At 40.4% G+C, this 21,062-nt stretch carries 12 protein-coding genes; 2 read left to right on the top strand and 10 right to left on the bottom strand.

Going from position 1 to position 21,062, the window contains the following annotated elements; translation table 11 throughout:
* Positions 1 to 305: 305 nt before the first annotated feature.
* The 8 genes from KZP23_RS10780 to KZP23_RS10745 all read right to left on the bottom strand — a co-directional run bounded on the left by KZP23_RS10780 (position 306) and on the right by KZP23_RS10745 (position 14,685).
* Positions 306 to 1,757 carry an alpha-L-fucosidase gene (locus KZP23_RS10780; RefSeq protein WP_226336242.1) on the bottom strand — a complete coding sequence of 484 codons (1,452 nt, stop codon included), beginning with the start codon at positions 1,755 to 1,757 and terminating at the stop codon, positions 306 to 308.
* Positions 1,758 to 1,944: 187 nt separating this feature from the next.
* A complete protein-coding gene (locus tag KZP23_RS10775) occupies positions 1,945 to 3,399 on the bottom strand; it encodes an alpha-L-fucosidase (RefSeq protein ID WP_226336241.1) in 1,455 nt (484 codons plus the stop codon).
* A gap of 31 nt (positions 3,400 to 3,430) precedes the next feature.
* The gene (locus KZP23_RS10770) at positions 3,431 to 5,533 is read right to left on the bottom strand and encodes a glycoside hydrolase family 2 protein (RefSeq protein ID WP_226336240.1); all 2,103 of its coding nucleotides are present in this window, start codon (positions 5,531 to 5,533) and stop codon (positions 3,431 to 3,433) included.
* A 280-nt stretch (positions 5,534 to 5,813) separates the two neighbouring features.
* Positions 5,814 to 7,595, bottom strand: a complete 1,782-nt coding sequence (locus KZP23_RS10765; protein WP_226336239.1) for a RagB/SusD family nutrient uptake outer membrane protein — start codon at positions 7,593 to 7,595, stop codon at positions 5,814 to 5,816.
* An 18-nt stretch (positions 7,596 to 7,613) separates the two neighbouring features.
* Entirely contained in the window at positions 7,614 to 11,018 is a 3,405-nt protein-coding gene (locus KZP23_RS10760) for a SusC/RagA family TonB-linked outer membrane protein (RefSeq protein WP_226336238.1), read from the bottom strand.
* A 185-nt stretch (positions 11,019 to 11,203) separates the two neighbouring features.
* Positions 11,204 to 12,238 carry a FecR family protein gene (locus KZP23_RS10755; RefSeq protein ID WP_226336237.1) on the bottom strand — a complete coding sequence of 345 codons (1,035 nt, stop codon included), beginning with the start codon at positions 12,236 to 12,238 and terminating at the stop codon, positions 11,204 to 11,206.
* A gap of 92 nt (positions 12,239 to 12,330) precedes the next feature.
* The gene (locus KZP23_RS10750; RefSeq protein ID WP_226336236.1) at positions 12,331 to 12,927 is read right to left on the bottom strand and encodes an RNA polymerase sigma factor; all 597 of its coding nucleotides are present in this window, start codon (positions 12,925 to 12,927) and stop codon (positions 12,331 to 12,333) included.
* Between the two features lie 171 nt (positions 12,928 to 13,098).
* The gene (locus KZP23_RS10745; protein ID WP_226336235.1) at positions 13,099 to 14,685 is read right to left on the bottom strand and encodes an outer membrane protein assembly factor BamB family protein; all 1,587 of its coding nucleotides are present in this window, start codon (positions 14,683 to 14,685) and stop codon (positions 13,099 to 13,101) included.
* A gap of 282 nt (positions 14,686 to 14,967) precedes the next feature.
* On the opposite strand from KZP23_RS10745, the gene KZP23_RS10740 reads away from it, so the two are divergent.
* Together KZP23_RS10740 and KZP23_RS10735 are read left to right on the top strand one after the other, a co-directional pair.
* Positions 14,968 to 16,404, top strand: a complete 1,437-nt coding sequence (locus KZP23_RS10740) for a sulfatase-like hydrolase/transferase (RefSeq protein ID WP_226336234.1) — start codon at positions 14,968 to 14,970, stop codon at positions 16,402 to 16,404.
* A gap of 84 nt (positions 16,405 to 16,488) precedes the next feature.
* On the top strand, positions 16,489 to 18,408 hold the full coding sequence (locus KZP23_RS10735) for a peptide-N-glycosidase F-related protein (protein WP_226336233.1): 1,920 nt from the start codon (positions 16,489 to 16,491) through the stop codon (positions 18,406 to 18,408).
* A 68-nt stretch (positions 18,409 to 18,476) separates the two neighbouring features.
* On the opposite strand, the gene KZP23_RS10730 is transcribed toward KZP23_RS10735, so the two are convergent.
* The gene (locus KZP23_RS10730; RefSeq protein WP_226336232.1) at positions 18,477 to 19,580 is read right to left on the bottom strand and encodes an acyltransferase family protein; all 1,104 of its coding nucleotides are present in this window, start codon (positions 19,578 to 19,580) and stop codon (positions 18,477 to 18,479) included.
* Between the two features lie 509 nt (positions 19,581 to 20,089).
* The gene (locus KZP23_RS10725) at positions 20,090 to 21,052 is read right to left on the bottom strand and encodes a discoidin domain-containing protein (protein WP_226336231.1); all 963 of its coding nucleotides are present in this window, start codon (positions 21,050 to 21,052) and stop codon (positions 20,090 to 20,092) included.
* Positions 21,053 to 21,062: the final 10 nt, after the last annotated feature.

The raw sequence follows: 21,062 nt of genomic DNA, 5'->3' as shown, positions 1-21,062 counted from the left end.
TTAATTAGTGATTGAAATTAGGTTGTCAATGTTTCAAATCCTGACTTTTTACAAAATTAGTACTTTCAGAATATTTCTTTTAAAACACGATCAATTACAAAAAAAAGAAATAAAAAGAATTTATTACACCTTATTTGAAAATTAATTAACACAATTTTCGTAAACGAAACACCAAACACCACTCATCCCCTTATTGTCCCACTCAACCGATCACTGTATCCCTCCCTTATCTAACCAAATTCCTCAAAAGAAAAAAAGCAGGAGTTTCCCCCTGCTTTTCCCTCTATACCATTCTATCTAATTAATTAAGTCTTTGCCTTTTGATAAACCTGGTCACTTCCTTCCTCTCCAGAAGTAGACTCAATGACAATCACCATTGGAGATTTAATTTTCTCTTCAGAATTGTAATGAATAAAATATTCATTTTTATGGATTTCTTCCGGTGTAAACTTCTTACCATCTTGAAGAGAGTACACCTTGTCCAATTTCACCTTATCCGGGGTCTTTACCCTTAGTGCACCATTCAGTGGCATATTGAACACAACCATATAAATCTTCCCTGTCTTGCGGTCCTGTGTATAATATCCCCAGTCCTGTTTTTCCCAGTCCAGGTAACCACAATCATAGATTGCTTCATGATTGACATCCATCCAATCTCCGATCTCTGCAGCCAATTGAGTCTCTTCTTTTCTGATTCCTCCTTCACCGTTTGGACCAAAATTCAAGACAAAATTTCCATTCAAGGCTACTGAACGAACCAGCATCTCAATGAGCTCAAAACTGGTCTTCACATGCCCTCTCCAATCCGAATGGTAGCCCCATTGGTTTTCGGGCACTGTCATCACACAATCCCAATCGTTCCCTTTAACATCCTCTATGGTCTTTGGCAATTTTCTTTCCCAGCCTTGTTCATAGTCTCCCATCAGGTCTCCATTGCTATCAAAATGCCTATTGCCATAATCATCCGGTCGGAATCTACTTCCTATAATCAAGCCTGGAACCATTTCTCTGAGCTCAGCCTCCAACTCATCTGCAAAGGCCGCTTGCTCTTTCCAAGCAGCGTCCCAGGTACCATCAAACCAAAGCCCCTTGGTACTCGGATACCTTTCTAGCAACTCCACCAATTGGTTTTTGGTAAACTCTTTGAACTCCTCATATTCCTCCCGGTCTTCTTCGGTCTTCAACACCGACCTATAGCCCGGATGGTTCCAGTCAATCACAGAAAAATAAAGGTACACATCTATCCCCTCTGCGTCATAAGCTTCCACCAATGGCCCGATAATATCCTTTTTATAAGGAGAATTACTCACATCATAGTCTGTAAACTCACTTGGCCATAGGCAGAACCCATCATGGTGCTTTGTCGTAATGATCATGTATTTGGCCCCCATATCCTTGGCTTGCTTGGCCCAAGCTTTAGCATCAAAGTCCTTCGGATCAAATTGCTTATAGAGATTATCATAAGCATCCTTGGGCATTTCTCTCCAAGAACGAATCCATTCTGCTGCTCCGCCATAATATTTACCTTCCCAGTGCCCTCCAGCTATCGCATACACACCCCAATGGAGAAATTGGCCCAAACCATAATTCCTCCACCTTTCCATCATTGGATCGGTTCTTTTCCCCAGATCATGTGCCCCATGCTTCAAAGCTATGGAGGTTCTTGGCGTATTCTTTGGCGTTTGCGCCACAGCCAATTCAGCATTGCTTCCTGCCAATAGTGCAGATAATGCCGCTCCGCATAACAACTTTTTCATCTTAATTAACAAAGTTATATTGGTTAAAATAATTTAAATTCTTGTTTGACCCAGAATATGCATTAGCTTATCTACGCCACGGCGCACAAGTATTACGGGCTGAAAATGCTATAAAATCAGTCCTCACTACGATCACTAATGAATAATCAGGGGTACCCCCCCTTTGGTTTCTATGACAATGCCCCCATCAGGTCTTTGGTTTTTGATAGGCCTTTCCACCTTCTTTATCCACTAAAGATGACTCAATAACGAGCACAAACGGAGATCCCGAAGATTTCTCCACTGGATAATGAACAAAATATTCATCTTTATGTATCTCCTCTGGAACATAGACCTTACTAGGATCTTTTAATCCATAAACCTTGTCCAGTTGAACTTTTTCAGGAGTCTTGACCCTCAAAGCGCCATTGATAGGCATATTGAACACGACCATATAGATCTTTCCAGTGTTCCTATCCTGTGTATAATAGCCCCAGTCCTGCTTTTCCCAGTTTAAGTAACCACAATCGTAAACAGCTTCTTGGTTCGCCTCCATCCAATCTCCAATCTCTGCGAATAGTTTCCTTTCTTCCTGTCTAAATTCACCATACCTGTCAGGACCGAAATTCAAGACAAAATTCCCGTCCAAAGAAACCGACCTCACCAACATTTCTATCAATTCAAAACTGCTCTTTACATGGCCTTTCCAGTCATAATGATATCCCCATTGATTTTCAGGAACTGTCATCACACAATCCCAATCATTTCCTTTGACCTCTTCTATCGTCTTAGGCAACTTTCTTTCCCAACCTTGCTCATAATCTCCCATCAAATCACCATTGCTATCAAAATGTCTATTGCCATAATCATCCGGTCGAAATCTGCTTCCTATGATGATCCCTGGTATCATTTCCCTCATTTCCGTTTCCAATTTATCCGCAAAGACAGCTTGTTCTTTCCAAGCGGCATCCCAAGTTCCATCAAACCAAATTCCTTTAGTGTTTGGATATCTTTCCAATAATTCCAGAATTTGATTTCGGGTAAAGGTCTTGAATTCCTCATATGCTTCCCGGTCTTTAGAAGTTTTCAGTTCCGTTCTAAATCCTGGATGATTCCAATCCATCACCGAAAAATATAAGTATACATCAATCCCTTCTGCCTCATAAGCCTCCACCATGGGACCAATAAGATCTTGCTTATAAGGCGTGCTCGCTATGTCGTATTTGGTGTATTTACTTGGCCATAAACAAAAACCATCATGGTGCTTGGTCGTAATGATCATATATTTTGCCCCCATGGTTTTAGCTTGCTTTGCCCATGATTTTGGATCAAAACGATCTGGGTTAAACTGCTGGTACAACTGATCATAAGCCTCTTTGGGCATTTCTGACCACGAACGAATCCAGGAAGAAGCACCCGGATAATCTTTTCCATCCCATCTACCAGCCGTAATCGAATAGACTCCCCAATGGATAAATTGTCCTAAACCATAGTTCCTCCATCTTTCCATCATCTGGTCTGTCCTTCTCCCCAACCGATGTGAACCATGATCCAGGGCCACTGAAGACCTTGGTTGACTATGCGGAATTTGAGCCTGTACCTTTTCTGCACTTATCACCGACAGCAACAATAATGTACCTAATACGAATCTCCTTAAACTCATCTCTATATCAATTAAAATTGGACTCAAATCATCAATCCAGTATCCATTCCATTTTATCTGAAATCACATTGCCTGCATCATCCTGTCCTTCCGCAACAATTATATTATTTCCTTTTTGAAGGCTTACCTCAAACTTTTTGTGATGTGAATTGACACCCTCCAGTTCCTTGGCAACTTTCTGCCCGTTGACTGTCAGCTCCACAGAAGATAAATTGGTAAAAAGCTGCACTGTAGTATTTGCTTCAGTACGTTTATTATCACGGCTATTGGCCAAGTGGATCATCGGTTCAGGATTCCAGTTGGCTTTGTACCAGTAAAAACTGTCTTTCTTTCTTTTCCGATCAAAAGTAATCAGGCCTTTGAGGTTTCTTGCATTCACCCCACCGCGGTTCCACATGGGCACAGCAAACTCAAACATATTCCACAAATAGGAGGCAGTTATATAGGGATGGTCCTCTATAATGGCCCACTGTTGAATATGAGTTTCGGTTTGATAGTTTTCAGGAAAAAACTTTCCACTGACAGGATTCCTGCTTTCAGGTAATTTTTCAGCTCCTTGATCCATATTACCATCTGCTCCATATTCTGCAAGCATTACAATGTGCTCAGGATACGCTTCTTCCAAGCCTTGTACCCATTGTTTCATATCTCCAATCTTTCCCTCATACCAGCCATAGTAACGATTCATCCCTTGCACATCAGTGGCCAGATTGGCTGGGCGCCACATTTCTCCATAGCCGCTTACAGCTACGGTAGGCCGGTCCGGATCATTGGTTTTGGCGAGATCATTAAGTTGCCTTGACAGCACCGCCACATACTCATCTTCCGTTTTGGAATACACTTCATTGTGAATGCCCCAAATATAGATGGAAGGATGGTTAAAATTCTGACGGACCAGTTCCGTCATTTGTTGCTTGGCATTTGCAGCTTCCTCTAAGGTGTAAGTATTAACAAAAGGAATTTCTGCCCAAATCAAAAAGCCTAAACTATCTGCTATAGCGTACATATCTTCTGCCTGTTGATAATGGGCCAAACGTATCGTGGTCGCACCGATTTCTTTAATCAACATCATATCTTCCAAATGCTGTGACCTACTGAGTGCATTACCATACCCCCATCGATCCTGGTGTCTGGTAACACCATGCATTGGATAAGCCTTTCCGTTTAAAAAGACTCCCTTGCCTGCCTTAATTTCAACCGATCTTATTCCTAAAGGCTGGGTCACCGCATCAAGCACACGATCCCCATCTATCAATGATGTGGTGAGCGTATATAAGTACGGATCTTCAACACCTTGCCAAAGGTGCGGTTGCTTAATTATCAATTCCTGCTCTCCCAAAGTCACACCTTGTGGACTGATTGACAGGGGTTCCTCAATGACCTTAACACTTTTGCCATCTGCATTTTTCACCTCCGTACGGAGTAATACATGCCTAAAAGTATTTTCCTTATTCTCAAGTTTTGCTTTTACTCTCAGAGTTGCTTGCTTGGCTGAGACATTTTTTTGACGAATAAATATTCCTGGAGAAGCATGATCGGTCACCTTGATGTTCACCTTATCGGTGATAATAAGTGATACAGGTCTATAAATCCCCCCATAGATAGGAAACAAAAAATGATTAACCGGCAAAACATCTTTTCTTGCCTCATTATTGGTCTTTACCAGGATGGTGTTTTTTTCACCATAGTTTACAGAATGGCTAATCTCAAAGGCAAATGCCGAATAGCTCCCCTTATGTTCTCCCAAAAAACGGCCATTGACATAAACCTCAGCTACTGAACCTACTCCTTCAAAACGGAGAAACAAACGCTTTTCCTTCAGAGAATCTGCTACTGTGAATATTTTCTGATAAAAACCGTCCCCTGTATAAAAATCCTTGCCCAGCTGCATATCCTCACTATTATAGGTATGAGGAACAGTCACTTCCTTCCATTCTTCCAGGGCAAAAGAAACACCCTTATCATAATCATTGGCTCCTTTCTTAAAAAGCCACTCCTGATTAAAATCAATTTCCTTTCGCCCTTGGGCTAATAAACTCGAAGCGCTTCCTAATAGTATGAAAATGATTAGAATACTTGAGAATAAAGTTGGTTTAGGTATTAAGTTACCCTTTTGGCTCTTTAAATAATTCATTTATTCGCTTAATTGAAAAAGGCTGTAAAACAAGTTCTCTATGCCTACAACCCAAAATACATTTTGCTCATTTTCCTCAGCAAGTATCAAAGACACTTTATTATCATTTACTAGACAATAACTAAGACTGATTGTCATAAGTATAAAACAGCTTTTTCATCATCCCAACCCCTCATGGTTCCCCGTGAAAAATGATATTTATTTGATAAATCAATAAAAGGAGTAAGAAGAGGCAAAATTGCCTCTTCTTACTCTATCAGCCCTAACTTGCTAAAGTTTATTAGTTGGACTCCCATCCAGGGTTTTGTTCGAGATTTTGGTTCAATACCAGATCCTCTATTGGAATTGGGAAAAGATACTGTTTCTCCTCATCAAATTTTCGTCCGTCAGGAAGTGTTTGGTAGTAAGGCAAGATATAGCCATCTTCACTCAAAAAGACATCTTTATCCACTACTACAGTTGGGAATTGCTCCTGTACAAACTTGATTCCCTCAACTGGTATTTCTAAGAAACGGCCAGCCTTCCATCTCATTAAGTCATCCCATCTGAAACTTTCAAAAGCCAATTCTACCCTTCTTTCTCTTCTAATTTCTCGCAAAACAGGCTCTGGAACATAACTGCAATACGTGGCGTAATTTCCATCCATAATTGGATCTTCAGGAATATTCCCCATTACCAAAGGAGGCATATCCACTCTTTCACGAATCGCATTAACCGTCTCGTCCAACACGGCCTGATCAAGCTGACCTAACTCATATTTGGCTTCTGCATAGTTCAATAGTACTTCAGCATACCTAAACACCAATGCCGCTTGCATCCCATTAGTTACACGATCCCAATCTGCAGGATCATTCAAAAACCATTTAGCCACTCTGTAACCAGTAGGACATTTATTCCCATTAAGTCCTGGAATATTTGGTTTAGGAGCATTATTCGCCCCTTGGACACCTGCTTGAAGGTTATAGGTCCCGAAATTTGCAACTGTCTGAGGTAATCTTGGGTCACGATTCATCATTTCTCGCTGGATGGAATCTTTCCCCATGAACAATGGACTAACAGCAATAGGCAACCCATCTTCACAGAGATACTCATCTACCAATGACCTCGTCGCTCCATGTCTATGACGTAAATTCTGGGCATAATAACGACTAAAAGCTACTCCCATGGTTAGATCTTCTGAATATTCTTTCCATAGTATAGCTTCTGGGTTCCCATCATAACTATATGTGGCAAAAAGATCGTTGTAATCATTGACAGCATCACCTGTTGAATAAAGGCTATAAGTGCCTCCCATCAATTTTTCTGCTGCGTCAACTGCTTCCTCCAAGAACTTAGTCTCATCCAATCCCAATTCTGTGTGGTATTTTCTATAGGTCCCTTCATAAAGACAGATCCTAGACTTTAAATGCAAAGCCACATCTTTGTTCAAACGATCTGGCTTTTCCGTACCTTTTTCGGGCAGGTACCCTATTGCCTTATCCAAAATGTGCAATACAGAATCCATCACTTCTGCTCTTGGCGTCCTCGGTGCCAATAACTCAGGTGAATTGGTTTGCACCACATGTGTCAACCATGGCACATCCCCAAAGGTCTTTACCTTTTTGAAATAATCCCAGGCCTTGAAAAACAAGATTTCCCCTGCATATACATTTCTAACCGCAGGATCTATATCACCTCTCTGATAGTTATCCAAGAAATAATTAAATTCTCGCATATCACTCCAGCTCCATCCACCACTTCCACTTCCTCCACTGATATGACCATTATATTGATCAGCAGTAACTTTTGAATAGGATTGAGGTGCTCCATTATCAGTAATCACATCACCATATGCAATAGCTTCATTATAACCATAGGGAGCTACAGAATTTGTTCCCCAACCAGAGCCGAAACCTTTAATGTAAGTAGGGTAGAAATTGTTACAATACAACTCTAGATCCTGCTCTGTCCTCCAGAAATTTTCATCACTGATCTGGTCCAAGGGGTAACGTTCCATGAATTCATCATTACACCCCCAAAGGAGACCTGCAAAGCATGTTATTACGATATATATTTTTTTCATGATTGAGACTTTTTTGGATTAAAATGTAACTTGAAGACCTATCGCCATGGATCTAAGCATAGGATAATTACCACTTAGAACCTCTGGGTCAAATGTATCCGGCACCTTGGTTCCTTCCCAAATATTGTAGGCTGAGGTATACACCCTTACTTTGTCCAAATTTATTCGTTCTGTCAGGTATGCCGGAAGCGTATAGCCTAAGGTCAAATTTTTCAATCTGATATAAGATGCATCTTGCAAGTACCTAGTTTGTACTTGTCTATTGGCTCCACTACCTCTGTAAGCAGGGAAATAAGCATCTGTTCTTTCTGGCGTCCATGAATTATTATACACTTCATATGTACCCGAACCTCCAGCGATCGCTCCCCAGAACAGGTTGTTTCCTATCCAAACATCTCTTTTAGCAACACCTTGGAAAAACACATTGAGGTCAAACCCTTTCCAAAAGGCATTCATGTTAACACCAAACCGATACCTAGGAGTATTGTTACCAATTATTCTTCTATCTCCAGCATCATCCACTGTACTTGCTCCTGGTCCTATCTCTCCATCACCGTTGACATCCTTATACTGTACATCGCCAGGATACCATAAGCCTGAATTGATCAATTCTTGGCTAGGTGCATTATCTATTTGTTCTTGGGTCTGAAATATCCCCTCAGTTTCATAGCCCCAGATTTCCCCCATTTTTTGTCCCACATAGAGACCACTTAATAGATTATTAGGATTACCGTCGAAGCTCACTATCTCACTTTGATAGTCACTTAAGTTCAAAGCAATATCATACCTTAAACCATTATCCAGTTTATCTCTCCATTTGGTGGTCAATTCCCAACCAGTGGTTTTCATCTCTCCAGAGTTTTTAGTAGGAGCTCCTGTACCTAATACTGCAGGAAACTTATCTCCAGCTACCAAAATATCGGAAGTAGACCTTTCGTACCAGTCAAAGGAAACATCCAACTTGTCAAACAAGGCCACGTCAACACCGAAATCTATTGTCGTTGCGGTTTCCCAAGTCAAATTGGCATCCACCAAACCAGGAGGGGTAATCCCTACCGGACGATTATTGTTAAAGATATAGCTGACTTGTGCAATCGTGCCATAAGAAGGTACATAGATATAATTGGCCACGTTTTGGTTTCCTAAACTACCATATGAAGCTCTTAACTTCAATTCATTTACCAGGGGTTTCAAACCTGAAGCCCAGTCTTCCTCTGAAATCCTCCAAGCACCTGACAAAGAAGGGAAAAACTTGAACCGCCTATCTGTAGGAAAACGGGACGTACCGTCATATCGCCCATTTGATTCAAGTAGGTATCGATTGTCATAATTATAAGTGAATCGATAAAAAGCTCCTCTAATTGCCCAATGTGATTCACTGTCATAAGCATATTCATTGCCTAAAGTTTGGCTGATCACCGGGATGAAAGGTGTCAAGATTTGCTCACCCCTTCCACCCAAATAATCATACTCATACCATTCTTGGTTAAAACCACCAAGCAGGTAAAATTCATGTTTATCCAAGTTCAATGAATAATCCGAGAACACATTTATTGTGTATTGATCCGAGTGTTGACTCCATCTTTGTACAGAACTTGGATTAGTGTGTACCGTGGTAGGAGCATCCCACCTGTTATCAATTCGCTCCAACTCAGGAATAAACTGCTTTCTTCTAAAATCATATGATTTATAGGAGATATTCGCCTTAATATCCCATCCTTTTAGCAAGTGGATGGTTGGCGCCACTGCCATTAATATATGCTCTTTGTTCTCATTATTCCTGGACCCATAGTCCATAAAAGAAAGTATATTATCCGTATACATGGCCCCGACAGGTGAATCTTCTGGGGTCATGACAGGCATATTGATATTTCTTCCGGCCTCTTGGGACATGGCCGTCCACCAACCTCCTTTACCCGCGGGGCTAACAGGCTCTGAATAATTAGACTTGCTATAAGAAGTTCTAAAATCTACCGAAAACCAATCCGACACCTCTGAACTTACGTTTAGCATCATATTGTATCGCTGAAATTTATCCGTATTGATTTTATACAGACCTTCTTGCCCCTGATATCCCAAAGAAGCATAATAGGATGTTTTCTTAGTGCCTCCCGAAAGATTCAGGTTATGCTTTTGCATGGGAGATGAACTCCTCAACGCCTCTTCATATGGTCTTGTATTTCCTATCCAAATGATATTACCTCCTTCATCCATGTAATACGGGTCCATATTATTAGGATCATCCATATATGCTTTGATCCTATCCCGTTTTTCCAGCATATCTGAAGAAGGTGTTTGATTCTGTAGTTCAATGGCTTTGATAGCAGCATCTTGAATAGTATAGGCATCTAACAAGTCCGGAACTGCAGATGGCCTGTTCCACTGAAATGAATTACTATATGTAACCTTAGTTCCCTCTGCACTAGCTCCCTTCTTGGTGGTTACCAGCATCACACCATAGGCAGCCCTTGCCCCATAAATCGCTGCAGAAGCAGCGTCTTTAAGGACAGAAACACTTTCAATATCCTCAGGATTAAGCTGGTTAATATCCATCTCTACACCATCTACAAGGATCAAAGGACTTCCATTGGTAAATGAATTCCCTGAAAATGAAGTACCTCCACGTACATTAAACGATGGAACGGTATTAGGACTACCATTGGAAATACCCACGTTTAGATTGGCTATCGTACCCTGAAGCGCTTGTCCAATATTGGCTACAGGCCGGTTTTCTAGCATTTCTGAAGTAACTTGACTTACAGCTCCAGTCAAGTTGACCTTTTTCTGTGTTCCATAACCCACAACGACTACTTCGTCCAATGCCTTGGTATCTTCTTCCAATTGTACATTGAATGTCTGTTGGTTCCCCACAGTAATCTCCACAGGTTTATAACCTATAGAACTGATGATGATTATCGAATTTTCATCAGGGACATTGAAGGTAAACCTTCCATCGATATCTGTAACAGTACCTGTATTTCCTCCTTTCAGCCTAACAGTGACTCCAGGAATCCCTTCAGGTTCACTCTCAGAAGTAATCCGGCCAGATATGGTGATTTGTTTTATCTGAACAAAAACAGCCTTGTTTCTTCCGGATTTATTTACGCTAATGGTCTCATTGACCTGCTTAAATTTCAATTTGGACTGCTTGGCGATCTCTTTTAAGTGATCTGCCACAGTGGATTTTCTTTCTTTAAGGGTGATCTTCATGTTGGTATCCATCCCTTTATCCACCATAAAGAAATGGAATGGGGTTTTATGCTCTATTTCTTCCAAAATTTCCTTTAAGGAAACATCGGATTTGTGAAGCTCTACCACCACCTCATCTATACTTTTCACCTGCGCTTTAACTGACTCAGCAGCAACAGAAGACATAGCAAGAACCATGATCAAGCACCCGTACAAAGCGTACTTGGTTGACATGATTATTAATCGTAAGTATTTATTCATAATTTTACAATTAGTTGAAACATTGGATTAAACTGATCATAGCAACAGAGCATCGCCAAACCCTCTCATTGCTATTGATTGATTCGATGTTTACCTGGAGGGTATTAGCAGTACCTTCCAGGTTCTTTTCATGACATGCTCTATTTCATAAGTTATCGTTATTGGTTTTGGATAATAATCACTTGATTTCCTTCAATTTTGTATTCAAACTCAACGGAGTAACTCAACACCTTCAGCACATTTGCCAATGACTCTCCTTCCATAAATTCACCTGAACATTTTTCATTAGCAATTTCTCCTTGTAAATGGATTTCTACTCCGTACCAGCGCTCTAACCTTTTGATGATTTCCTTGAATGAGGTATTCTTAAACACCAAAATCCCCTTGACCCACTGAGTGACCATGGAGACATCTGCAGTATATTTTTCTAATTCCTCAGTTCCTGCTTTTATACTGGCCGCCTCCCCAGGAAGCAGCGTCAAAGATTGGCGTGTTTGCGAATCACTTACCCTCACCTTTCCACTTGCCAAGGTTACCTCCACTGCGCCATCTGATTCAAAGGCCCTAATATTAAATGTAGTCCCCAAGGCCACCGTGGTCAAGCGATCACTGGTCACCGAAAAAGGATGTAAACTATCCTTTTTCACCTCAAAAAAAGCTTCCCCACTTAGGCGAATTTCTCTATGGCTAATAAAATCTTTGGGATAACTTAATGTACTTTCAGCATTCAAATAAACCACAGAACCATCAGGTAAGTGTATCCGTGTTTTAACTCCAGAAGGATTCTTTCTGGTAACCATCTCTATGCTGGATATGTCTGGCTCAGTAACAGGCTCCTCTCCCCATTTAGTTAAAAGAAAAGACAATGAAAAAAGAATTACCAACCCCGCGACTAACCTCAACCAAGGGAATTTATGAGCGCCGCTCTTTGAAGCATGATCACTCCGCTTTTCTTCCCTAGAAAGGCGCAAAGTACTCCCTTCTCCTTTTGCTATCTTGGTTCTGCTCAAGAGCTTCTCCATATCATATTCCGGATACTCTCTTTCCTTTGCCCTTTCAGACCATTCTTCATCGATGGTAGCAGAAAGTTCATCCTCTCCTTCCTGAGACATCAACCATGTCAAAAAAGCCCTTGCTTCCTCATTGGAAAGTTTCCCCGCAATAAAATCCTCGAACTGTTTTCTCTTGTCCATTTACCTTGTGTTACTATAATTATATAGACATAAGGACATGAAAAGACCCAGTCACCACAAAAAAAATATTAATATTTTTTTTGAAATATTTATTAAATACTGGAAACCAAGCACATAAATCCTATCAAAGAAATAATCTCACTTTCCATTAATTTCTCTTTTAGTGATTTGCTTGCCCTAAAAATTTGGTTCTTTACTGTTTTTCTGGAGACTTGAAGCTTCTCCGCTATTTCATCTACACTCAAATGATCAAAACTCTTCATCATGAACACCTGTTTTTGCCTCGGAGGAAGACTTTCCACAGCCTTTGAGGAGATATCCATCATATCTGAAAAAATCACATAATCTTCCGTAGCTGTATCCTTTTCATCCAAAAAAGGTAATTGATATGCCTGATAAGAAGTCAGTTTAGCCTTTCGTTGGATCTGTCTGATAACGATAGACCTCACAATTGCGATCAAATAGGCATTGAAGGAAAGTTTCGCATCCAGACGCTCCCGGTTATTCCATACCTTGATAAATACTTCTTGGACCACTCCTTCTGCATCCTCATGCCCTAAACGCATTTTTCTGGAGACATGGTAGATTTTTTTTGAATACTTCCTGAACAAGTGATCAAATGCCTCTTCAGAACCTGAGATAAGTGCAATGACTTTTTCCTTGTCAATATTTCTCTCAGTTTTAAACATTCAAGCTTGTGGCGTAATCTGTGGTTGATAATTTAATATTTCCTTAAAGTTAAAACAATATTAAAAACAACAAAACCGAAACAAAACAAAAATTTTATTATTTCATTATATATCATTAACAAAACAAGCCAACACCATTCAATATATCTCCCAATTTCCTTCCATCTATCATTACTTCTCCCCTATACATATTAGTTCCTTTAATGTCCTATGGTAAAGTCTTCCATCGGCAAAAGAAGGCGTATTCACTGACCAAGTTCCTCCTTCCGGACCAAGGTCATTTACTGAAACCAAGGCAGATTCATCAAATTTCTCGGTTTTGGCATCTATAATATAACATATGCCCGCCATGGTAGTAAAAAATATCTTGCCATTGACACAAATAGGGTTCCCATTAAAATTCCAGTGCCATCCATCTCTTTGGGATCTTTTGTCATGGGCCACATCTATCCCTTTATTATTTAATGTGGCAGCCTTTACTTCTTGATTCCAGATATATTGTTTGACATCATCCTGGTATCTTACCTGCACCGGCACCTGAAGATACTCCGCTTTTCCTGTATTGAGATCTACTTTGGCCAATGCATATTCTGGTCCAATATTATTTCTATATGGTCCTTTTTTAAAACACATGAAAAACAGCTTATCATCCACCAAGATATTACTGTACCAAGCAGGAAAAACGATAGGATTAAGTTCCTCACTTATATCAATATTCTCCAGCACTTGATAATGACTCTTATCCTCATCCCAAATTCTTACATCCGCATTTTTGGTCAGGGACACCTTCTTTTTCAATATCCCTGTCTCTGCGTCCAACACATGTACTTCATTTTCTTTCTCTGTATACCAAAGCGCATAATCTTGGTTCCAAGTAGCATTATAAAGTGCCATTCCCTTTTCTGCCTTATACTGCCAAATGCTTTTTCCATTTTCAAGATTAACCAATGAATATCCTATTGGTTGTTCAGGAACACCATGATGTCCTCCTCTCCCAATCATCAAAGCAGGGACACCTTGCCTTGTCTTGCCCATAATTGGTGTATTGTAATGCGTCAAGGCGTTTTCAGAAATCCAAACGACCTCCCCAGATAGTTTATCGATTCCATGAATATAATTCCAGGCATATTCGCGCTTCCCATCCTTTTCCCAATAAGGCTCCATATTAAAGATGAGCTCTCCATAAACAAATGGTTCAAATTGCTTATTGAATGGAAAATGCACCCCGTCTAATTCTTCCACTGGTTCCCATCTTCTTTCCCATTCTAGATTGCCATCATAATCAAAACAAGAGAGATTACCACTCGCATTATAAAACCAAACATATTCTCCATCAGTCACTGGGCTTGGCGTGGAGCTATCGCTAAAGCCATACATATACTCAGAAAGGCTGCTACCTTTCATTTCCCTGCTCCAAAGTATCTCACCGTTTTCAGCATCTACACATAATGCCAACACGTCACTTCCCATCAGATCCTGTTTGTTCTCCACTTTTTCTACTGGCTTCATAACCGTCAAAAAAATCCTATCCTCCCAAACTGTAATCCCACTTTGTCCTCCCTCTGGAAGCACTGAGGTCCATTTGATATTTTCACCTGTACGCACACTGAAGCTAGTCGGCACTGGTGCAGCAGTAATCAATTGCCAATTCCCATTTGGGCCAGCGGGCTGTGGCCAGTTATTCTGCGAGAAATTATCAGATCTATTACAAGCACTGACCAAGACTAACACCATGATCAAAAAACTAAGACATTTCATACCAAATCGATTTTTAAAACTCTCTTCTACTCAAACTCATCAAAACAATTCAATCAATAAAAGAACTAAACCCCTATCTAAAACCTACACAATATTTTACCTTTTAACACAAAAAAATTATCAATTAGTCCGCACGCCCTTATCTCCTTCAGCTAAAATCACTAGATTTATTGATCGATATTTCAATATATTTATCGCTTAACCTATTTAAAAAATATCTAAATAAACTTAAGTAATATTAGATAAAACAGAAACTCACTATAATACCCATATTTATAGACTATGATATCCATATTAAAATCAAGTTTCTTTAACAGCCTTTTGATCATCTGCGGAGGATTATTCAACCTTCTTCTAGGTGCATGTCAACCCACTACTACTGAAGAAAAAAAAGTAGCCCCGGAAAAATCCAAACCAAACATCTTGGTCATCTTTGCAGATGATCAAGGGACCTTTGACATCAATGCTTTTGGTTCAAAGGATCTTGAGACCCCGAACTTGGACAGAATTGCAAACGAAGGTGTACGTTTTACCCAGTTTTACGCAGCAGCTCCGGTTTGCTCTCCTTCAAGAGCCAGCCTTCTGACTGGGAAGTTCAACTTCCACGCTAGGCTTTTTGGCAATGTGGCCCCTCCACATGCTGATCCGGAATTTAAATCCGGGCTGCCTACCGAAGAAATCACCATGGCAGAGGTTTTCAAAGCCAATGATTATTCTACTGCCTTGATCGGAAAGTGGCATTTGGGGCACAGCCCAGAAAAACTTCCAAACGGTCAAGGCTTCGATTATTTCTTTGGTCACCAAAGAGGCTGCATTGATAATTTCTCCCATTTCTTCTATTGGGACGGACCAAACATGCATGATTTATATAGAAATGATGAAGAAGTCTATCACCAGGGTGATTTCTTTGGTGATCTGATGGTAGATGAAGTAAAAAAATTCACTGCGCCGGAAAAAGAAGATCCGTTTTTTATCTATTGGGCGATCAATATGCCTCATTACCCTTATCAAGGGAGAAAAAAATGGCTTGACCATTATAAAGACACGCCAAGTCCCAGGAAAGAATATGCCGCTTTCATCAGTACTTTCGATGAAATGATCGGTGAAGTTTTGGATCATTTGGAAGCTACTGGACAGCTGGACAATACCATAATCGTTTACCAATCTGATCACGGTCACAGTACAGAAGAAAGAGCTTTCTTTGGCGGAGGTAATAATGGCCCTTTCCATGGCGCTAAATTCTGTATGCTAGAGGGTGGTATCAGGGTGCCTGCCATGATCCGTTATCCAAAAGCCGTCCCTGCCAACGAACTCCGAAACCAAATGGCCAACAGCATTGATTGGTTGCCTACCTTGGCTGAACTGACCAATACTGAAATCCCGAATAAGGATGAGATAGACGGCAAGAGCTTAATGCCGATCATTCAAGATAAAAATGCTCCTTCCCAACATGAAGTCCTCCACTGGGCTACAGGCAATCCTGAGAGCAAAACCAATTCTTGGGCTGTAAGAAAAGGAGACTGGAAATTGCATGGAAATCCTTGGGATCCTGAAAAAGAACTGACCTTCGGAGACGAAGACAAATTATACTTGGTGGACATGGCCACAGATTCCACTGAATCCACTAATCTAGCCAAGCAGCATCCTGAAATAGTGCAAGAGCTACTGAAAATACATAATGACTGGAATCAGGAAATGATTGAATTGAAGAATAAATAAATCTTTCCCAACATAGCGTTTAGACCCTCTGTATCTCGGTATAGAGGGTTTTAATTTTATAATCACCGAAAATCTCATTTAAATATGAAACATTTCAATCTGCTCCTCCTTTTACTCCTGATGACTTCTTTCAGAACTTTTGGAGCAAATTCAGATACCTTGGAGATCATCAGCCATGATCAAATCACTGTGGTGACAGACCCCTCTAAAGGAGAAAAAAACTACACCCATTGGGCCGTTTTCCCTGATAAGGATGAAGCCATTCGAAAAATCATCATGAAGGTCAAATTTGCCTGTCCTGATAACATGCGCTGTGCGGACTGGGACTATCTGGACCATATTACCATCAAAAGAATCGGGGGAAAAAATGGAGAAATGAAGGATTTTGAGATAGGCAGGATGTTAACGCCATACGGTGGAGCTTTTGGCAAAGATTGGGAATTTGACTGGCAGGTGGATGTCACTGATTTTAGTCTTTTGCTCAGAGACAGTGTAGAGATTGAATACAAGCATACTGGATACGAGCCGAATAATGACAGGGGCTGGAAAGTATCCCTTGCCTTTGACATCATCAAAGGACAACCGGTAAGAGAACCTATCTCCATTACCAAAGTTTACCAAGGAGCTTATAAATATGGTGATAAAGAAAATCCGATTGAAGAAGCTTTGAAACCTGTAAGTATAAAAAAAGCCAGTGATGCTGAAATGGCTAGGATGCGTATTATCCAAACAGGCCATGGCATGGCCCGACCCGATGGCTGTGGAGAGTTCTGTAATAAATTCAGGGATTTTCTTCTGGACGGAAAACTTGTCGCAAGTAGACAAATTTGGAAAGCCTGTGGCAACAACCCACTATACCCACAAGCCGGCACCTGGATTTTTGACCGGGCTAACTGGTGTCCAGGAGATCTGATCCAACCTGATATTTATGAATTCAAGCTGGAAAATGATGAACATACTGTTCAGTTGGCCATGGAGGATTATCAGTCTCCCAAACCAAGCGCACAGGAATTGATTTCAGCCTATGTCATCCAATATAAGCCTTCTAAAGAAAAAAATGATGTCGCTATTGAAGATGTGATTATCCCTTCCAATAAAGCCATCCACAGCAGACTGAATCCAGCAGGTTTTGACCCTACCATTATCATCAAAAACAATGGAGCCAACACCTTAAATAGCCTACAGATTGCTCATGGAGGTGAAAACCAAAAACCGATCAAATTTCAATGGAAAGGTAATCTAAAACCTGGAGAAACAGATACTATCAAAATGGATGGACTTATCCCACAAGAGGGAAAATTGCAATACCATTTTGAACTGAACAAACCAAATGGAAAAAGGGATGGATACACCCAAGACAACCAAATGACTTCTAGCTATTCCCCTACTCCCGTTCATGAACCAAACGTGATTTTCTATTTGGAAACCAATCATGCAGCCGAGGAAAATGCCTATAAAATCATTGATGCTAAAGGGAATATCATTTTTGATAGAGCGCTAGGCACTTTGACAGCAGACACTACCTATAAAGATTCACTTCACTTACCATCTGGAGCATATCGATTGCTACTGACCGATAAAGGAGGTGATGGTCTGGAATTTTGGTACAAAACAAGGGCTGGACGAGGGAAGGCCATTTTACTCAACCAAGAAGGCAAAATCCTCAAAAGTTTCGATTCTGACTTTGGTAGTAGCATTTCCTATAATTTTACTATCGGAGAAAACGCTGACCCAATCAAAGAAGATGAAATCTCCTTAGGAGTATTTCCTACCAGAACCAATGACTTCACCTATTTTGATTACCTTTCCAACAACCCTGAAGAAATTTTTATCAAATTGATAAAGGATCCTGGTGGAGAAGTGGTCGAAGAACATCATTACCTAAACTTCAAGGAAGGAAAACTAACCTTTGACCTGAGCAGGTATCCCAAAAGCCGGTACTACTTCCGCGTCTATGTCAAAGGAAAAGTAGTGTACAATAAACGGGTACGCGTCAAAGAATAAATAAAACTAAAGACTCCAGGTTGAATTCAACCCGGAGTTTTTTGTTTTATCCATATAATCTCCCTTGTCTATATTCGGAAGAATATCTTCTTTTTATATAACCAAAAGCAGATGTACCACATCGCAAAAAGCACCAAAAGACTGAGTACAACAGCAGCTCCCAACTCTCCCATCCAAGCAAATAGGCTGTTAGAAAAAGGAAGTAAAATTTCCCGGATCAGGTCCGCTCCACCCACATGGGCAAAGAGATAGATAAATAATGGATTCAGTCCAACGATGGCAAAGAACCACACGCCTCTCTGATTTTTACGAACATCTATCCACCAATAACATATAGCCAAAGCAATCAACGACCAACCTCCAGAAGCAAACACAAAGCTACTCGTTGAGATCCGCTTGATAATCGGAGTAAATGGGCTAATTCCATAACCAATTATCAAAGCCAATAGCCCTACCAACAATAAAATTTGGAGTTTTTGCTTATCTGAGCTTTTTCCGAGTAGCAATTGTCCGGCGCAAACACCCCAAATGGTATGAGCCGCGGTAGGAATGGCGTTGAACATGGCCCAATGACCTCCATCTTCTTTACCTGAGATCAATATATTAAACCAAGCGCCAAAGTTCTCTCCTGCAACAAATGCTTGATCAAAGCCCTCCACAGGAAAAAACCTATACAGCAACTCACTGATCAATATCAATAAAACAGAAAAGCCAATCTGAATCGCAGGAGATTTACGAAGAACCCAAAAAGCTAAAATATAAGTAACTCCCAATTGAGCCAATACATTCTGAAAGCGAAAAACTATCCTTCCAGGGCCGATACAATACAAAACCCATCCTAAAACCAATAACCAAAAGGCTCTAAAATAAGCATGCTTGCTAAGTTGAGCATATGAATCCCCTTTCTCCATTCTTTTGGTAAAAGATAGGGGCATGGCCACACCTACAATAAACATAAAAAAGGGTTGGATCAAATCCCAAAAATGTAAGCCTTCCCATTCGACATGATGAAACTGTTCGCCCAATGTGTAAATAAAAGTCCCTTCCAAGTCAGGGGACACCAAATAGGAAAACAAGTGAGAAAATTCAGCGATTAAAAGAAACATGGTCAGTCCTCGATAAAAATCGAGAGACTTTAGTCGATCATTTGAGGTTTTAGGTATTTCGGGCATGATGAATTTAGCAGGTTTTATTTTCATCTATCTTCTTGAAGCAGCGTCATCTTCATTCACCTAGCCAAGCCAAGTTTCAAGAGAACAAGGTTTAAATTAATAATAATTAATTTAAACCGAAACTTCGCTTTCAATCGCCCTTAAGTTCTGTTTATTTCTTCTTTGATATTTATTTCATTTTTACGTATAAAAACACATTCCCTCTCCGCTGGTATCCTTACTACATTAAATGCGACAGTTTCTTGAGCATGTGTTTTTATGAAATTTATCAATTGTTTAATGCTCCTTATAACCATTTGATATGGAACACTCAAATTGCATTTCCAAAATATATAAGGTGGTCCTTAACGCTATCAACTTTATTCTTTTAGTTAATACTTCGAAGGGCAAGTACAGTCAATGAAACCACCATTAATTTACATTTTTTTCTATTTCGTCAAGTTATAAAATGTAAAATAGCTACCTCAAAACGATTTGAGATAGCTATTATTTTAAATTACCCAACAAGCTTAAAATCCGTATATCTCTGCTAGATGAGTGAAATTGGTATTACCATAGGTACTGGTAATGGTTACGCGGAAGTACCTGACATCTTTAGGATTCTTTAAATAAACATGATTGATATTGTTATTATCCATAAGTCTTCCAGGAAATATCTCCTCTTCCTGCCAGTTCACACCGTCCACACTTACCTCTACAAATATTTCATTTACATTACCTTGATCCCTATTCTGCCTTTGTATAAACGAAAGTCCGCTCAGCAATTTACTTTCCCCCATATCAATGGTCATAATATGAGGCAAGCCAGGGGACGCTCCCTGCCATTGTGTATGCCAGAAAGTTTCGATATCCCCATCCAAAGCATGCTTGGCATGTCCATTGTTTTCACCTTCTCCTGAAACTTCTTCTGAAGAAACATCAAAGATATTCCATTGCGACCGGTCAAAAGCCTCATAAACGGGTGGATTGGCGTCCACCAAAAAATATGTGGTTCGCAATGACTCATTGATCGGCAGTTTACTCTGTACTGATTTGATGGTCACGGGAAGCAGGTATTGCGTTTCAAAATCGAAGCCCTTGCCAGGATTCACCCACACCTTCAACGATTGGGACTGCATTTCTCCCGATGTAATGGAAGCCCTATCCCCCGAAAGTTCGTAAGCTCCTTCTGGTATCATTTCGTAATCTGTTCCATTTTCTTGGTTAAACTCCGCCACCATTTCTGGAGCCAATTCAAACTGAATTTCCATGTCCATCCCCAAAATATCCGGTGACCCGTAGGCAGCCCCAAAAACAAGGGGCTGCACGCTATCTGTCATTACCAAAGTATGTTGGGAAGGCTTATTTATGGCTTGAGGCATATAAATCTGCGCAAAGGGGCTGATTTCAAGTTCCTCATTTTCGCAGGACGGCAAAGTTGCCATTATAAGCAAACCGGCCATTCCCAAATGAAATAAATTATATTTTTTCATATTCTTTACT

It is taken from the genome of Echinicola marina (assembly GCF_020463795.1).
GTDB classification, from domain to species: Bacteria; Bacteroidota; Bacteroidia; order Cytophagales; family Cyclobacteriaceae; genus Echinicola; species Echinicola marina.
Note: the sequence above shows the minus strand (reverse complement) of the source record. Positions and strands in the feature narration are given on the sequence as shown.